This is a genomic window from Streptomyces sp. NPDC057271, assembly GCF_042668715.1.
Lineage (GTDB): Bacteria > Actinomycetota > Actinomycetes > Streptomycetales > Streptomycetaceae > Streptomyces.
This window is the reverse complement of record NZ_JBHUYJ010000147.1, coordinates 1-14,634: the sequence shown is the minus strand read 5'-3', so window position 1 is coordinate 14,634 and position 14,634 is coordinate 1. Positions and strand designations below refer to the sequence as shown.

The window sequence follows — 14,634 nt, the reverse complement described above, 5'->3', positions numbered from 1 at the left end:
TTCAAGCCCACCTCCTCGCACTACTCGGCATCGACGAAACCCGCCCCCGCTGGCTGGACACCTGAAACACCATGTGCGAAGTCCGGGCCTAGACGGTCGGCGAGGCCTCGTGTGGCGTCGGCTCCAGGAGGCGGAGACGGTGGGCCAGGGCGGCGGCCTCGCCTCGGCCGGAGACGCCCAGCTTGGCCAGGATGTTGGAGACATGGACGCTCGCCGTCTTCGGGGAGATGAAGAGCTCCTCGGCGATCTGGCGGTTGGTACGGCCCGCGGCGACCAGGCGCAGGACGTCCTGCTCACGGGGGGTCAGGCCGAAGGCGTCGTCGATCGGTCCGGGTTCGGGGGCGGGGTCGGGCGAGGTCAGCGGGAGACGGGCGCGGGCGGCCAGCAGCTCGACGTCCTCGCGGAGCGGGTGCGCGCCGAGGCGGACGGCCGTGGCGTGGGCCTCACGGAGCAACGCGGCGGCCTCGTCGCGTCGGCCGCCCTCGGCGAGGAGTGCGTCGGCGAGGCGGTGCCGGGCTTGGGCCAGCAGGTAGGGCCGCTCCAGTGGCTCGTGGGCGGCGACGGTCTCCGCCCAGCGGTCGACCGGGTTGCGGCCCTCGGCGCGGTCCAGCTCCGCGGAGGTGTGCAGGGCGTACGCCTCCCAGACGGGTGCCGGGGTCGCCGTCTCCCGGGCGCAGCGGCGGAGCAGGGCGAGCGTCTCGGCACGGCCCTCCTCGGCGGCGGGCAGGCCGAGGGCGTCGGCCTCCGCGGAGGCGGCGGCGAGGAGCAGTGGCCAGGCCTCGCGGTGGGTGCCGGGCGGGAAACCGGCCTCGACGGCGGCGGCGAGCACGGTCCGTACGTCCTGGATCCGTCCGGTGACGGCGGCGAGGCTCAGCTCGGCCATCCGGGTGGGGATGACGTACTGGGGCATCGGGTCGGCCTCGCCGAAGTACTCGCGTGCGACGGCGAGCTGGGTGACGGCGGTGGTCGGCTCGCCCCGGACGATGGCCAGTTGGGCGAGACGCAGCGCCACGGAGCCGCGTGGCTTGGACCGGGTCCCGGCCCGCTCCAGCCACTCGCAGTTGCGCTGTGCCTCGCACCAGAGCCCGAGCGAGAGCTGCGACTCGGCCAGGTTGGAGCGGATCCAGCCCTCGCTGTCGAGGAGCCCGTGGTCCCTGGTGAGCCGGATGCCCTCCTCGGCGACCTGGACGGCCTCCCGGGAGCGGCCGAGGTTCTCCAGGGAATGGGAGAGGTTGACATAGGCGCGGGAGGCCTCGTGGTGGAGGCCGAGTGCGCGGGTGCGGTCACGCACCTCGTACATGGTGGCCAGCCCGAGCTCGCGGTCGCCGGCACCGACCTGGAGGGTGCCGAGGGTGAGGCGGGCGGAGAGCTCGATGGACTCGTCCTTGACGAGACGGGCGTACTCGACGGCCCGTTCGGCGGCGGTGAGGCTCTCGGGGCCGGGCTGGTGGAGCATGCCCCAGCCCGCGGCCACGACGAGCACGCGCGCGTGCACACTGGACGGGGGCAGACCCTTGACGAGTTCCTGGGCGGTCGCGATCTCGGCCCAGCCGTCGGAGCGCCCGAGTCCGGAGACGATGCGGGAGCGCTCGGTCCAGAACCAGGCGGCCCGCAGCGGGTCGCGCTCCTCGGCCTCGTCCCCTTCGAGGAGCCGCAGCGCCATCTTGCCGATCTTCAGGGCGCGTTCGCGCTCTCCGCACAGGCGAGCGGCGCACGCCGCCTCGGCGAGCAGGTCGAGATAGCGCAGCGGGGTGGTCTCGGGGTCACAGCCGCACGGCGGGTACGCCTCGGCGTAGTCCATCGGCCGCAGGGAGCGGCGCACCTCGTCGGGGACCTCGTCCCAGAGCTCCATGGCCCTTTCGAGGAGCCGGAGTTGCTCGGCGTAGGCGTAACGCTTGCGGGTCTCGACGGAGGCGCGGAGCACGGCCGGCAGCGCCTTGGCGGGGTCGTGGGCGCGATACCAGTAGGTGGCGGACCGGGTCGCGCGCTCGTCGGCGCGGACGAGGGAGGGATCCGCCTCCAGGGCCTCGGCGTAGCGCCGGTTGAGGCGGGAGCGTTCGCCGGGCAGCAGGTCGTCGCTGACTGCCTCGCGGACCAGGGAGTGGCGGAAGCGGTAGCCGTCGCCGTCCGGGACGGCGAGCAGGATGTTGGCGCCGACGGCTGCCCTGAGCGCCTCGATGAGTTCGTCCTCGGAGAGCCGGGCGACGGCGGCGAGCAGGGCGTACTCGACGGTCGAGCCGCCCTCGGCGACGAGCCGGGAGACGCGCTGGGCGTCCTCGGGAAGCGCCTCGACCCGGACGAGCAGCAGGTCGCGCAGGGACTCGCTGAGGGAGCCGGGGGCGCAGCCGGACTCGTGGGAGACGACGAGCTCCTCGACGAAGAAGGCGTTGCCGTCGGAGCGGTCGAAGACCCCGTCGACGAGGGCGGCGTCGGGTTCGGCGGCGAGGATGCCGGTGAGCTGGCGGCGCACCTCGGCGCGGGTGAAGCGGGCGAGTTCGATGCGCCGGATGGTCCGCAGCCGGTCGAGTTCGGCGAGGAGGGGGCGCATCGGGTGGCGGCGGTGGATGTCGTCGGAGCGGTAGGTGGCGACGACGACGATCCTGCCGCGGCGCAGGGTGCGCAGGAGATAGGCGAGGAGGTGCCGGGTGGAGGCGTCGGCCCAGTGCAGGTCCTCCAGGACGAGCACGATCGTGCGGTCGGCGGCGAGGCGCTCCAGGAGCCGTACGGTCAGTTCGAAGAGGCGCGCCGTGGAGTTCTCGTGGGAGGGCTCGTGGCTGCCGACGTCGCCGAGTTCGGGGAGGAGCCGGGCGAGTTCGCCCTCCTGGCCGGCCGCGGCGGCGGCCAGTTCGTCCGGGAGCCGGCGGCTCAGGGCGCGCAGGGCCGTGGAGAAGGGCGCGAACGGAAGTCCGTCCGCGCCGATCTCGACACAGCCCCCGACGGCGACGTAGGCGCCGCGGTCGTGGGCCGTGGCCACGAACTCCTCGATGAGCCGCGTCTTGCCCACACCCGCCTCGCCGCCGACGAGCAGAGCCTGGGGCTCTCCGTCGGCGGCGCGGACGAAAGCGTCGGTGAGGGCGGTGAGTTCACCGGCCCGGCCGACGAACACGGGGCTGACTGACCTGGTCTCCACTGCGCCGAGCATCGCACAGACGTCCGACGTCCGGACCATGTGGGGTTCACGCGGCCCGGACGAAGCGGCCGGGCTCGGCGCCCACCCGCCCCTCGGTTTCGTGGGTGCCGGACCGCTCGGCCTTCGCGGCCCGCCGCGCCTTGACGGCCTGGCGGGACAGGCGCTGGGCGGCGGCCTCACGAATGAGCTCGGAGTGGTGCATGCGGTGCAGTTCGTACGCGAACATCTCGGTCTCCCTGGTGTCGGTATCGCTCCTTGCGATACCTCGACTCTCGTCTCCCAGGGGGTGCGGCCACATCGGGCGAGTGCCGCATGTTCGGCGTACGGGGGGCCTTAGGAGTGCCGCAGGGGTGCCTTAGGGGGCGCCTCAGGAGTGCCTCAGGGCGCGGTCGGGAGGTTCAGGAACAGGTCGAAGTGCATCCCCGCCGACAGGAACAGGCCGATCGCGCCCAGGACGGCGCCGGCAAGGGCCACGGCACGGACCCAGCCGGGGCGCTGCGGGCGGACCAGGACGAGCACGGCGACGACGAGGGCGAGGAACGCGAATACGCCGTTGACCAGTGCGGTGCTGTGCCAGGCGTCGGCGTAGATCTCGTTGATCTGCTGGGCGGCGGTGCCGCCCTGTGCCTTGATCTGCCCGATGAGGGTCTCGCGCTCGCTGACGACCTTGCCCACCCAGGTGCCGGTCAGGGCGGCGATCCCGAGGCCGGCCGAGACGACGGCCGCGGCGGCAGCGCCGACGCCGTCGCCGGATGCCTCCTCGAAGGCCTCGTCGGACGCCGGCTCGGCCTCGGTGCCGTCCTCGTCGTCGTCGAGCTCGTCCAGCTCGTCCAGTGCCTCCGCGGGCTCCACGGACTCGACAGCCGCCGTCTCAGCGCCCTTCTCGGCCTTCTCGGCCTTCCCGGCCTTCTCCGCCGTCTCGTCGGGCGCCGGCGTCTCGTCAGTCTTGATAGTCATGAACCGCACGCTAGGTGCCGCGCATGAGAAGCGCCTTAAGGAAAAGCCTGAGGAAGAGCCCGAGGAAAAGCCTTGGACAAGGGGCCTCAGGACGCCTGCTCGGCCCTGAGGACCTTCCACTCCGGCGCGAGCACCGACCAGACCTCCATGTCGAGGCGCTTGCCCCGGTACGCGTAGCTCTCGCGCAGAACGCCGTCCCGCGTCATCCCGAGCCGTCGGGCCACCGCGATGCTGCTCTCGTTCTTCGAGGAGACCAGCCACTCGACGCGGTGGATGGAGCGTTCCCCGATCGCCCAGTCGATGATCGTCCGCGCGGCCCGCGTGACCAGGCCCCTGCCGACGGCCGACGGCTCCAGCCAGCAGCCGGCCTCGGCCGTCCCCTGGTTCACGTCCATCGCGCGGAAGAGCACACCGCCGACGAGGGTGCCCTCGCTCCAGATGCCGTAGATCCGGCCCGCGTCGTTCGCGGCCTTCTCGGCGTACGCCTGGAGGAAGGAGCGGGCCGAGTCGAGGTCCGCCACCACGTCGGCGAGGGCGATGTGCTGCCCGACGTACTCCCGACCCCGGTTCATGTGGGTGAGGAACTCCTCGGCGTACGAGGGCTCCAGCGGCCTTAGTTCGGCGCCGTCGTCACCCAGCGATATCGCGAACACCGTTGTCGTCCTCCGCAGTCGAAACCGTCACACGCTGTGCGGGGATCTTCGCACGGGCGTCGGCGGCGGCGCGGGACTCCGGCGGTTCGATGCTGATCCGGGGCAGCCGGCGGTCGAGCCAGCGTGGCAACCACCAGTTCGCCCCGCCGAGCATGTGCATCAGGGCCGGTACGAGCAGGGTCCGCAGGACGAAGGCGTCCAGCGCGACGGCCGCCGCGAGCGCGATGCCGAACATCGCGACGACCCGGTCGCCGGAGAGGACGAAGGCGAGGAAGACGGAGATCATGATGACCGCCGCGGAGTTGATCACGCGGCTGGTCTCGGCGAGCCCGACCCGGACCGCGCGCCGGTTGTCGCCGGTCTCCAGCCACTCCTCGTACATCCGGCTGACCAGGAAGACCTGGTAGTCCATGGAGAGCCCGAAGAGCACCGACACCATGATGACCGGCAGGAAGGGTTCGATCGGGCCCGCGCTGCCGAGGCCGAGGAGTTCGCTCCCCCACCCCCACTGGAAGATCGCGACGACGATGCCGAAGGCGGAGGCGACGGCGGCGACGTTCATCAGCGCGGCCTTCAGCGGGATGCCGAGGGACCGGAAGGCGACCAGGAGCAGCAGACAGCCGAGCGCGATGACGACGCCCACGAAGAGCGGCAGCTTGCCGACGATGATCTCGGCGAAGTCGTCGTAGGAGGCGGTGACGCCACCGACGTGGACATCGAGCGAGGTGCCCTGCTCGGCCGCAGGCAGCACGTCCGCGCGCAGCCGGTCGACGAGGTCGCTCGTGGCCTTCGACTGCGGCGAGGAGTCCGGTACGACGGTCAGGACGGCGGTGTCACCGCCGCTGCCGTAGACGACCGGGGAGACGGAGTCGACCCCGCGGGTGTGCGCCAGCTCGGCCGGCAGCTCGCTCATCGCGACACGGTCGTCGGCGCCGTCGATCTCGGCGACGAGGGTCAGCGGCCCGTTGACGCCCGGCCCGAAGCCTTCGGCCAGCAGGTCGTACGCCTGCCGGGTGGTCGCCGTGGCGGGGCCGTTGCCCTGGTCGGAGGTGCCGAGGTGGAGGGAGAAGGTCGGCAGCGCCAGGACCAGCATGACGACCGCGGCGACCGCCCCGAGCAGCTTGGGGTGGCGCTCCACGAAGGCGGACCAGCGGGCCGCGAAGCCGGTCGGCAGCTCGGGCTGCGGCCCGTGCTCGGCGAGGTGCCGGCGCTCGCGGCGGGAGAGCGCCCGCATCCCGATGAGGGAGAGCAGCGCGGGCAGCAGGGTGATGGACGCGGCGACCGTGAGGACCACGGTCAGCGAGGCGGCGATGGCGACGCCGTTGAGGAAGCCGAGCCGCAGGATGAGCATCCCGAGGAGGGCGATGCAGACGGTCGCCCCGGCGAAGACGACGGCGCGGCCGGTGGTCGCCACCGCGATCTGCGCGGATTCGGGGACGGAGAGCCCGCGTTTGAGCCCCTTGCGGTGGCGCGTGACGATGAAGAGCGCGTAGTCGATGCCGACGCCGAGGCCGACGAGCATGCCCAGCATCGGGGCGAAGTCGGCGACGGTCATGACGTGGCCGAGGAGCACGATCCCGGAGTACGCGATGCCGACGCTGACGAGCGCGGTGGCGATGGGGAGTGCGGAGGCGGCGAGCGAGCCGAAGGCCAGGAAGAGGACGACGGCCGCGACGACGACTCCGACGGCCTCGGCGACATGGCCGCCGGAGGCCTCGGTGAGGGCGACGGCGCTGCCGCCGAGCTCGACCTGGAGCTGGTCGGAGGCGGCCCCACGGGCCGTGTCGACCAGGGCCTGGGCCTGCGCCTTCGGGATGTCGTCCGCCTGCGCGTCGAAGATCACGGGGGCGTAGGCGGTCCGCCCGTCCTCGCTGATCTGCGCCTGGGCGGCCGGGCCGTCGTCGTACGGCGAGCTCACGGACGCGATGCCGGGCAGCTCGGCGACCTCGTCGAGCACCTCGGTCATACGCTGCTCGACGCCGGTGGCGCGGACGCTGCCCTGGTCGGTGTGCCAGACGATCGTGTTGCCGTCTCCGCCGGAGCCGGGGAAGCCCTTCTCGAGGAGGGCGGTGGCACGCCCCGACTCGGTACCGGGGACCTCGTAGTCGTTGGAGTAGGCCGAGCCCGCTGCCGAGGCTCCGGCGACGGCTCCGCCGAGGGCGATGAGCCAGAGCAGAACGGCGACGAGGCGGTGCTTGATGCACCACCGTGCGATGGCTGCCAAAGGACGTGCTCCCTGGTGGTTCGTGGATCTTTACCGGGGAACAGCCCGCAAAGAACGCATGACCTGGATAAGGCCACTGTTACAGCCTTAAGAGATCCTTTGTCCGTTTCGTGTCGTTACTCACAGGGGTGCGCGGAAGCCCAGACCCTTGGTCCCGGGCCTCCGCGCGGGCCGCGTACGGAGGCGTGCCGCGTACGAAGGGGGTGCCGTGTACGGACGCCTGCCGTGTACGGAGGCGTGCCGTGTACGGAGGCGTGCCGTGTACGGAGGCGTGCCGTGTACGGAGGGATCGGCCGGTCAGCCGGAGACGCTCGCCCGCCCGTTCTCGATGTGCCCCATGAGCCGCCGGCGGAAGCCGCCGGGAGCGGTCACCTCGACGTCGTACCAGCCGTGCGCGTCGGCCGCCGAATGCACGAGGGTACGGCTCCGGCCGGGCTTGACGGTGACGGTACGGGTCCAGTCGCGCAGGTCGTCGCGGTCCACGTAGCCGAGCGGGCGGACGGTGAAGGAGACCGGCGCGGTGCCCGTGTTCCGTACGGTGAGGTGCAGGTCACGGTCATGATGGTCGATGTGCGAGGCGAGGTCGGCGCCGCCCGCGGCCGGGCCCTCGAACTCGCGGCGGAAACCGTTCGGGCCGGTGATCGTGAAGCGGTAACGATCACGCGTGAGAGGTACGGCCCACTGGGCCTTGCCCCTGACGTCCCGGTGCTGGGGAACGGCGAACTCGCCGGCGTACGGGTACAACGCGAAGTGCGCGGAGGCCTTCCCGCTGTTCTTCAGGTCGACGGTGATCGCATCGCCGCCGACGCGCGCCTGGGCGTCCGGCTGGTAGGGCAGCGGGCGGGCCGGGCGGGTGCCCGGCTCCTGGACCGGCATCTGCTGGACGGCCGGGGGCTGCGGCCGCCAGCGGCCGGAGAACGGCGGGATCGGGCCGGGCTCCTCGACGTCGGGCTGCCGGTGCGCGCGCCGGAAGTCGAAGGCCGAGGTCAGGTCGCCGGTGACGGCGCGCCGCCAGGGGGTGATGTTGGGCTCGCGGATGCCGGTGAGCCGCTCCAGGAACCGGATCACGGAGGTGTGGTCGAAGGTCTCGGAGCAGACGTAGCCGCCGACCGACCAGGGCGAGACGACGAGCAGCGGGACGCGGATGCCGAGGCCGGTGGGCAGGCCCTTCCAGCGCTCGTCGGTGTTGTCGGCCGGCGGGACGGGCGGCGGCACGTGGTCGAAGAAACCGTCGTTCTCGTCGTAGTTGATCAGGACGACGGTGTGGCGCCAGACGTCCGGGTGCGAGCCGAGGGCGTCGAGCACCTTGTAGACGAGCGAGGCCGAGGCGATCGGCGAGGAGGAGCCGGGGTGCTCGGAGTCGATCGCGGACGGGACGAGGTACGAGACCTCCGGGAGCGTCCCGGCGGCCACGTCGGCGCGGAAGGCGTCGGCGAGCTTCCCGGTCTCCACGCGGCGCAGACCGCGCTCGAAGAGCGAGCGCTCGGCGGCGGTGAGCGTGGCGACGCCGTCTTCGAGGGCGGCGAGGAGCCGGGCCCGCTCGGCGGGGTCCCCGGCGTCACGCACGGCGGCGTAGAAGGACTCCATGAAGGTGTGCCCGCCGGTGGCCGCGAGGGCCTTGCGGGCGATCTTCTTGAAGGAGGTGAAGAACTCGATGTTGTTGTCGGTGAAGTTCTCCCACTCGGTGTACGTCTTCCAGGTCCGCCCGGCCGCTTCGAGGCGCTCGGCGTAGGTGGGCCAGGGGTAGCCGGGGTGGGTGCCTTCGGCGTACGCGGCGTTGGTGACGGCGCGGCTGCCGTCCGCCTCGTAGCCGGTCCAGCCGGACCAGAGGTGGTTGCGGTTGGGGCTCGTCGAGGTGTGGGTCGACGAGTGGTAGGCGTCGCAGACGGTGAAGGTGTCGGCGAGTTCGTAGTGCAGCGGGAGGTCCTGGCGGTCGTAGTACGCCATCGTCGCGGCGGTCTTGGCGGAGACCCAGCCGTCCATCCAGCCGTCGTGCCAGGCCTTGGCGCCGCCGCTCCAGGAGTGGTCGAGGTCGCCGATGTACTGCAGGTCCTTCTTCTGCGTCTCGGCGGCGCCGCGGATCGGGAACGGCAGCACGGTCCGGCCGAGCGCGGCGGGCTGCTCGAACACCGGCGTACCGGAGGGGAGTTCGATCGCGTTGCGGTCGCCGAAGCCGCGGACACCACGGAGGGTGCCGAAGTAGTGATCGAAGGAACGGTTCTCCTGCATCAGGATCACGACGTGGCGGACGGCCGACATACCCCCGGCCGGCGGTCCCGCGGCGATCGCCTCCTGGAGCGACGGCGGGAGCAGCGAGCCCGCAGCGGCGGCGCCGAGCGCGCCTCCGCCCAGCGCGAGGACCCTGCGGCGGGACATCCTGGACTTCTCGGGGGACAAGACCGACCTCCAGTCGACGGCCAATGGTTCGTCTTCGAGCCATTGGGTGGTACTCCGGGGACGGTAGTGAGGCCGGGTGACACACGGAAGACCCGACGCGGGCCATGCGGTGAACGTCCAACAGCCGCCGACAGGAGTCCAAGCCCGGAGAAATTCGGTGCCGCACCGGGCGACGGGTGTGCAGACTCGTTCCATGGCGGACATGTGGGCGTTCCGGGACGCGGTCGGCGACTGGGCGGCGAGCGGTGGCGGCGGACTTGCGCGGGAGCTGGCCGCACACCTGGGACTGCGGACGGCGGTGTTGCTGGAAGGACCGAGCGACCTCGCGGCCGTCGAGACGCTGGCCGCCCGGCGTGGCCGGGACCTCGCCGCCGAGGGCGTGTGCGTGGTGTCGATGGGCGGGGCGATGAACGTGGGCCGTTACGCGGGCCTCCTCGGGCCGCCCGGTCTCGGTCTGCGCCTGACAGGGCTCTGCGACGAGCGTGAGGAGCGGTACTACGACCGCGGTCTGGAGCGGGCAGGGGCGCCGCGCGACGGGATCTTCGTGTGCGTGGCGGACCTGGAGGACGAACTCATCCGTACCCTGGGCGCGCAGAGGGTCGAGGAGATCGTCCGGGCCCAGGACGACGACCTGCGCGCCTGGCAGACGTTCCTGCGCCAGCCGGCCCAGCACGGCCGGCCCCGCCATCGGCAGCTGCGGCGCTTCCTCGGCACGAAGAAGGGCCGCAAGATCCGCTACGGCAGCCTGCTGGTCGAGGCCCTCGCCCCCGACCGGGCCCCGGCCCCGCTCGACGACCTCCTCAGGAGCGTGTGACCGCCGGGGCCACGCCCCGGCGAACCCGGTGGAACTCACACCAGACGATCTTGCCGGGGTGCCGCTCCCCCACGCCCCACCGGTCGGCCAGTGCCGAGACGAGGAACAGCCCGCGCCCGGATTCCCCGCAGGAGGGCTCCCGTACGGCCGGGGTGCCGTCGCCGCTGTCGTGGACCTCGATACGGAGGGGGCCGGGGCGCCCCAGGTGGAGATGGAGCCGGTAGCCCCGGCCCGGTGGGACGCCGTGGAGGAGGGCGTTGGTGGCGAGTTCGCTCACGCACAGGAGTACGTCGTCCGCACCGTCGTGCAGCCCCCAGTCGGCGAGAGCTCTGCGCGTGAAGTCGCGGGCCAGGGGGACGGATCGGCGTTCGCGACGGTAGAACGCCTCTCTGAACAGCGGGGTTTGATCGGTCATGGCGACGACTGTGACGGGTGGGGCGGAGGGCGCCCCAGGTCCACCGCCCGTACAAATCTTCTGTACGGGTCCGAGAGGTATCGCGAGCGCACGGTACGGGGAGTCACCGCACATGCCACGGCGAGCGAACTCCAGGAAGAAGACGCCCACATGGGAAGTGATCGGCGCCCTCGTGGCGCTCTACCGCCAGCAGGCGGGGATAACACAACCCCAGCTCGCGACCCAGGTCTGCGTGGGCCTGGAGACGCTGGGCTCGATCGAGCAGGGCCGGCGGGCGCTGCGGCTGAAGCTGGCGTCCGAGCTGGACGAACTGCTCGACACGAGGGGCGCGTTGGCGGCGGCGGTACGGAAGGTGCCCGAGCGGGAGCGGTATCCGGCGTTCGCGCAGGACTTCATCGAACTGGAGGCGGAGGCGCTGAGCCTGCTCTCGTACGAGAACCAGGTCGTGCCAGGCCTGCTCCAGACCGAGGCGTACGCCCGGGGCGTCTTCGACTGTCTCTATCCCCCGATCACCGCGCAGGATTCGGAGGACCGGCTACTGGCGCGCATCGACCGGCACCGGATCTTCGAGCAGAAGCCCTGGCCGCCGATGATGTGCTTCCTCCTCGACGAGTCCATCCTGGAGCGGCCGATCGGCGGGCGTGACGTGCTGCGGGAGCAGATCCTCCGTCTGCGGGAAATGGCCGAACTCCCCTTCCTCGCCCTTCAGATCATCCCGAAGAACCGGACGAGGCACGCGGGACTCAACGGCCCCATGGTGCTCATCGAAACCCCCGACCACGAGCACGTCGCCTATATCGAGGGCCAGCGGGTCAGCTTCCTCATCGACGATCCCGACGAGGTCGGCCTCCTCCAGGCCAAGTATGGAATGCTGCGGTCACAGGCCCTGACGCCCGAGGACACCATGGGCCTGCTCGAACGTCTGGCGGGAGAGACATGAACGCAAGCGCACTTTCGTGGTTCAAGTCCAGCTACAGCGGCGACGAGGGCGGCAACTGCCTCGAAGTCGCCTACGACTGGCGTAAGTCGAGCTACAGCGGCAGCGAGGGCGGCAACTGCGTCGAGGTGGCCGCCCACCCCGCCGCCGTCCACGTCCGCGACTCCAAGCTCGGCGACGGCAGCCCGGTCTTCACCGTCTCGCCCGCCGCGTGGCGGAAGTTCGTCAGCCGGACTTCTTGAGCCACTCCCGGTGGGCCTCACGGGCGACGACACGGAGCCGCGCCCGCAGCTCCTCCCGCGTGCTGCCATGCGTCCGGCGATCAAGTTCCTGGCCAGCGCCGTCAGAGCCCGGACGCCTTCATGCCGCTCCTGCAGTACTGCCTGCAGCGGCTCGCGGATCATCCGCATCTGTGGGGCCCTCGACCCTGTTCAACGAGGTCAGGGGCTTGGGCTATGAGGGCGGTTACTCGACCTTCACCCGTGCGCTTCGCCGCTACCAGGTCCGGCCGCACTGCGAGCCGTGTCACCCGCGGCGGGCCGGAACCTCGCGGTGATCGCGCATCCGCAGGGCGAGGCGATCCAGTTTCGACTGGCTGGAGCTTCCGGACACGCCCGAGTCGTGGGGAGTGGGCGAGCATGCTCACCTGCTGGTCGGGGCGCTTGCCCACTCGGGCGGTGCTGGCGGAGTGCAAAGACTTCCCGCACCTGGTCCAGGCCCTCGACCAGGTGGTCCGCAAGCTGGGCGGGACCGCGAGACGGCGGCGCCTCGACCGGATGGCCACGGTCTGTTACCCCTCCAGGGAGCAGGTGATGTCCGTCAGTGAGTGTCTGAGACCCCGTTGAGATCTTTTTCAGCCCCTGGCTGGCAAGTTCCGAAGTTTTGACGGTTCAGGTGAACCGGTCAGCTGTACCCGTTCGTACTCAAAGTGGGTTGGAGATCTGCCCTTGGCCTGTGCTGACTGCCGTCGGACAGGGGCGTGTTGATGGATGTGGAGAGTGCAGTGGCTGATCAGCTCGTGCCGGTTCCTGCTCCTGCGGATACGTATGAGCTAGTTCCTCTTGGTTCGCCTGCAGGGTGGTACAACCTCGATCACTTACGTGTATTGGAACCCCGGCAGTCTGCCCCGAAGCCTGGCCCTCCCCCCGGGGTCAGCAACTTTGGCTGGCGTTCCTCGGGAAAGCTGTAAGGACGGGCCGTCTGTGAGTCCGAGAACGCTGGTCGGGGGTCAGCTTCTGCTCCGTGGTGTCTTGTCCCAGCGGTCGGTGCGGGGTTTGCCGCCGCGTGCGAGGCGCCGGGTCATGACGGTGATGAGTGCCCAGGTCAGGTGGGCTTCGGAGTGTTGCGGGAGGCGTTCGTAGTCGCGGACGTTGCGCCGGGCTTTCATGATCCAGCCCAGGGTCCGCTCGACTTTCCAGCGGCGGGGAAGGACCACGAAGCCTTTCGCCCCGCGGGGACGGGAAACCGTCCTGAGTGATATGTGGAGGAAGTCGTCGGACCAGTTGATGAGCTGGCTGGCATAGGCGGAGTCGGCCCAGACCTGGGTGATCTGGGGCTGCATGAGGCGCAGGCGCCAGAGCAGATCGCGGGCCGCGTCGCGGCCGGTTGTGCTGGCGGGTGTCACCGTGATCATCACCGGCAGCCCGAGGGTGTCGACCGCGATGTGTCTTTTGCGTCCGTTGATCTTCTTCCCCGCGTCGAAGCCGCGGGTGGCTTTGGAAACAGTCTCGGCTCCCTTGACGGACTGTGAGTCGACGATCAGGGTGACTGGCCAGGGGCACCGCCCCTGGCCAGTGCGTATCCGCTGTCGGAGCTGGTCGCGCAGGAACGGGACGACTCCGACCCGGTGCCAGCGGGCGAAGTGGTAGTAAACGGTCTGCCAGGGCGGATAGTCAGCGGGCAGGGCCCGCCATTTGACGCCGTTGTCGACGAGCTATCGGATGGCGTCGACGATCTCGCGGCGGTGCCACTTCTCCGGCCGCCCGCCGGTCCTGGTCCGGCAGGCCGGGACGGGCAGCAGCGGTTCGAGCAGCGCCCATTCGGCGACCGTGGTGTCGGACGGGTATCGGCGTCGGCGGTACGTCAGAGGCATCGCAGGGTTCCCCGGCCGGGTTCGGGTTCGGTCTATTTGGTGAGCTGGGCCAGCGTCGCGCGGACACCGGTGAGCTGGGCGGATGCCAGCTGGACCCATTCGTCGTCCGGATGACGGGCCAGGTGCGGGTCGAGCGTCCCCGTGATCAGCCGGGTGAGCCGGCCCAGCACCAGACGGAACTGCTTCTTCTCGTATTCGATCCAGTCGGCGGGCTCGTCCGAGAACAGGTAGCCGTCCCTGCGGCACCAGATGATCGGGGTCAGGTGCTCGGCGGCGCCGATATCGCGCAGGTGACGGATCCCGCGGGCGACCTGAGACGGAGTGAGACGGGTGGCCGCGACCAGCTGCCTGCTTTGCAGACCGACCGGTCTGGCTTCCATCAGGGCGACGCGGACCAGGTCGCCATAGTGCTCGCTCAGCGGCCGGGCCTGGGGGCCCCGGCGGGCGGCCATGGTTCAGTCTCCTTTGAGGAGCTGGGCGAGTTGCTCGTCCAGCGTGAAACGACCGGTGTCGATTGCCGCCTCCAGCCAGTCCGCAGCGCCGCGGACCTTGACGATCCCCCGACGCATCGTCTCGCGCTCCTCGTCGGTGAACTCCTGGTCCCGCATCCGCGGGACGAGCCGTCCCAGAGTGGCCACGTAACTGTGGCAGGAGCCGACCAGAACCAGGTACTCAAGGGTGTGCTCGATCCTGCGGACCGCCGGGACACGGTCCCGGATCCTCTCCCGGGCCTCCTCGCTGTTGTCGAACTGGGCCCGGTTGACCGTGAAGCGAGTGTCGTCGTCACGCATGGCCAGCCACGGCCGCAGACCGGACACACCGCTTTGTCTCTCCGCTGCATCGCCGCCACCCGCCGACGGGCCTGATCCAGCACCCGCCACCGCCGTGACCTGCACCTACCCGAACAGAACACCGCTGTCGGCGAAACCCCTCGGTACAAACAGACCCCCCCCCCCCCCCCCCCCCCCCCCCCCCCCCCCCCCCCCCCCCCCCCCACCCCCCCCCCCCCCCCCCC

General features: G+C 71.0%; 12 protein-coding genes and 1 pseudogene. 3 read left to right on the top strand and 10 right to left on the bottom strand.

Translation table 11 applies throughout. The features are described from left to right. Positions 1–88: 88 nt before the first annotated feature. From ACFUJR_RS36405 to ACFUJR_RS36380, 6 genes are all read right to left on the bottom strand, one after another. The gene (locus ACFUJR_RS36405) at positions 89–3,142 is read right to left on the bottom strand and encodes an AAA family ATPase (RefSeq protein ID WP_383177500.1); all 3,054 of its coding nucleotides are present in this window, start codon (positions 3,140–3,142) and stop codon (positions 89–91) included. Between the two features lie 34 nt (positions 3,143–3,176). Beyond that, positions 3,177–3,356, bottom strand: a complete 180-nt coding sequence (locus ACFUJR_RS36400; protein WP_383177497.1) for a hypothetical protein — start codon at positions 3,354–3,356, stop codon at positions 3,177–3,179. A gap of 152 nt (positions 3,357–3,508) precedes the next feature. Continuing rightward, positions 3,509–4,087 carry a hypothetical protein gene (locus tag ACFUJR_RS36395; RefSeq protein ID WP_383177494.1) on the bottom strand — a complete coding sequence of 193 codons (579 nt, stop codon included), beginning with the start codon at positions 4,085–4,087 and terminating at the stop codon, positions 3,509–3,511. An 86-nt stretch (positions 4,088–4,173) separates the two neighbouring features. Next, complete coding sequence (locus ACFUJR_RS36390; RefSeq protein ID WP_383177491.1) at positions 4,174–4,740, bottom strand: GNAT family N-acetyltransferase; 567 nt, start codon at positions 4,738–4,740, stop codon at positions 4,174–4,176. After that, complete coding sequence (locus ACFUJR_RS36385) at positions 4,718–6,964, bottom strand: MMPL family transporter (RefSeq protein ID WP_383177488.1); 2,247 nt, start codon at positions 6,962–6,964, stop codon at positions 4,718–4,720. Before ACFUJR_RS36385 ends, ACFUJR_RS36390 begins: the two co-directional genes overlap by 23 nt. A gap of 297 nt (positions 6,965–7,261) precedes the next feature. Then, entirely contained in the window at positions 7,262–9,340 is a 2,079-nt protein-coding gene (locus ACFUJR_RS36380) for a phosphocholine-specific phospholipase C (protein ID WP_383177486.1), read from the bottom strand. A gap of 214 nt (positions 9,341–9,554) precedes the next feature. Between ACFUJR_RS36380 and ACFUJR_RS36375 the strand changes: the two genes are divergently transcribed. After that, positions 9,555–10,175 carry a TOPRIM nucleotidyl transferase/hydrolase domain-containing protein gene (locus ACFUJR_RS36375; RefSeq protein ID WP_383177484.1) on the top strand — a complete coding sequence of 207 codons (621 nt, stop codon included), beginning with the start codon at positions 9,555–9,557 and terminating at the stop codon, positions 10,173–10,175. On the opposite strand, the gene ACFUJR_RS36370 is transcribed toward ACFUJR_RS36375, so the two are convergent. Next, positions 10,162–10,590 carry an ATP-binding protein gene (locus tag ACFUJR_RS36370; RefSeq protein ID WP_383177481.1) on the bottom strand — a complete coding sequence of 143 codons (429 nt, stop codon included), beginning with the start codon at positions 10,588–10,590 and terminating at the stop codon, positions 10,162–10,164. The genes ACFUJR_RS36375 and ACFUJR_RS36370 overlap by 14 nt on opposite strands. Before the next feature lie 112 nt (positions 10,591–10,702). Here ACFUJR_RS36370 and ACFUJR_RS36365 point away from each other — a divergent pair, with 112 nt between their 5' ends. Together ACFUJR_RS36365 and ACFUJR_RS36360 are read left to right on the top strand one after the other, a co-directional pair. Then, positions 10,703–11,530, top strand: coding sequence for a Scr1 family TA system antitoxin-like transcriptional regulator (locus ACFUJR_RS36365; protein WP_383177478.1), 828 nt, complete (start codon positions 10,703–10,705; stop codon positions 11,528–11,530). After that, on the top strand, positions 11,527–11,769 hold the full coding sequence (locus ACFUJR_RS36360) for a DUF397 domain-containing protein (protein ID WP_383177476.1): 243 nt from the start codon (positions 11,527–11,529) through the stop codon (positions 11,767–11,769). Before ACFUJR_RS36365 ends, ACFUJR_RS36360 begins: the two co-directional genes overlap by 4 nt. A 952-nt stretch (positions 11,770–12,721) precedes the next feature. Here the strand turns inward: ACFUJR_RS36360 and ACFUJR_RS36355 are convergent. The 3 genes and pseudogenes from ACFUJR_RS36355 to ACFUJR_RS36345 all read right to left on the bottom strand — a co-directional run. Next, positions 12,722–13,619: pseudogene (locus ACFUJR_RS36355) on the bottom strand (IS5 family transposase); the annotation flags it as partial. A 32-nt stretch (positions 13,620–13,651) separates the two neighbouring features. Further along, on the bottom strand, positions 13,652–14,071 hold the full coding sequence (locus ACFUJR_RS36350; protein ID WP_383177473.1) for a hypothetical protein: 420 nt from the start codon (positions 14,069–14,071) through the stop codon (positions 13,652–13,654). A 3-nt stretch (positions 14,072–14,074) separates the two neighbouring features. Continuing rightward, entirely contained in the window at positions 14,075–14,437 is a 363-nt protein-coding gene (locus ACFUJR_RS36345) for a DUF6192 family protein (RefSeq protein ID WP_383177471.1), read from the bottom strand. Positions 14,438–14,634: the final 197 nt, after the last annotated feature.

What these genes read in the sequence shown, in the direction of transcription:
- ACFUJR_RS36350 (WP_383177473.1), bottom strand. Translation starts at nt 14,071, where the DNA reads ATGGCCGCCCGCCGGGGCCCCCAGGCCCGGCCGCTGAGCGAGCACTAT.
- ACFUJR_RS36395 (WP_383177494.1), bottom strand. Translation starts at nt 4,087, where the DNA reads ATGACTATCAAGACTGACGAGACGCCGGCGCCCGACGAGACGGCGGAG.
- ACFUJR_RS36365 (WP_383177478.1), top strand. Translation starts at nt 10,703, where the DNA reads ATGCCACGGCGAGCGAACTCCAGGAAGAAGACGCCCACATGGGAAGTG.
- ACFUJR_RS36360 (WP_383177476.1), top strand. Translation starts at nt 11,527, where the DNA reads ATGAACGCAAGCGCACTTTCGTGGTTCAAGTCCAGCTACAGCGGCGAC.
- ACFUJR_RS36370 (WP_383177481.1), bottom strand. Translation starts at nt 10,590, where the DNA reads ATGACCGATCAAACCCCGCTGTTCAGAGAGGCGTTCTACCGTCGCGAA.
- ACFUJR_RS36405 (WP_383177500.1), bottom strand. Translation starts at nt 3,142, where the DNA reads ATGCTCGGCGCAGTGGAGACCAGGTCAGTCAGCCCCGTGTTCGTCGGC.
- ACFUJR_RS36380 (WP_383177486.1), bottom strand. Translation starts at nt 9,340, where the DNA reads ATGTCCCGCCGCAGGGTCCTCGCGCTGGGCGGAGGCGCGCTCGGCGCC.
- ACFUJR_RS36375 (WP_383177484.1), top strand. Translation starts at nt 9,555, where the DNA reads ATGGCGGACATGTGGGCGTTCCGGGACGCGGTCGGCGACTGGGCGGCG.
- ACFUJR_RS36400 (WP_383177497.1), bottom strand. Translation starts at nt 3,356, where the DNA reads ATGTTCGCGTACGAACTGCACCGCATGCACCACTCCGAGCTCATTCGT.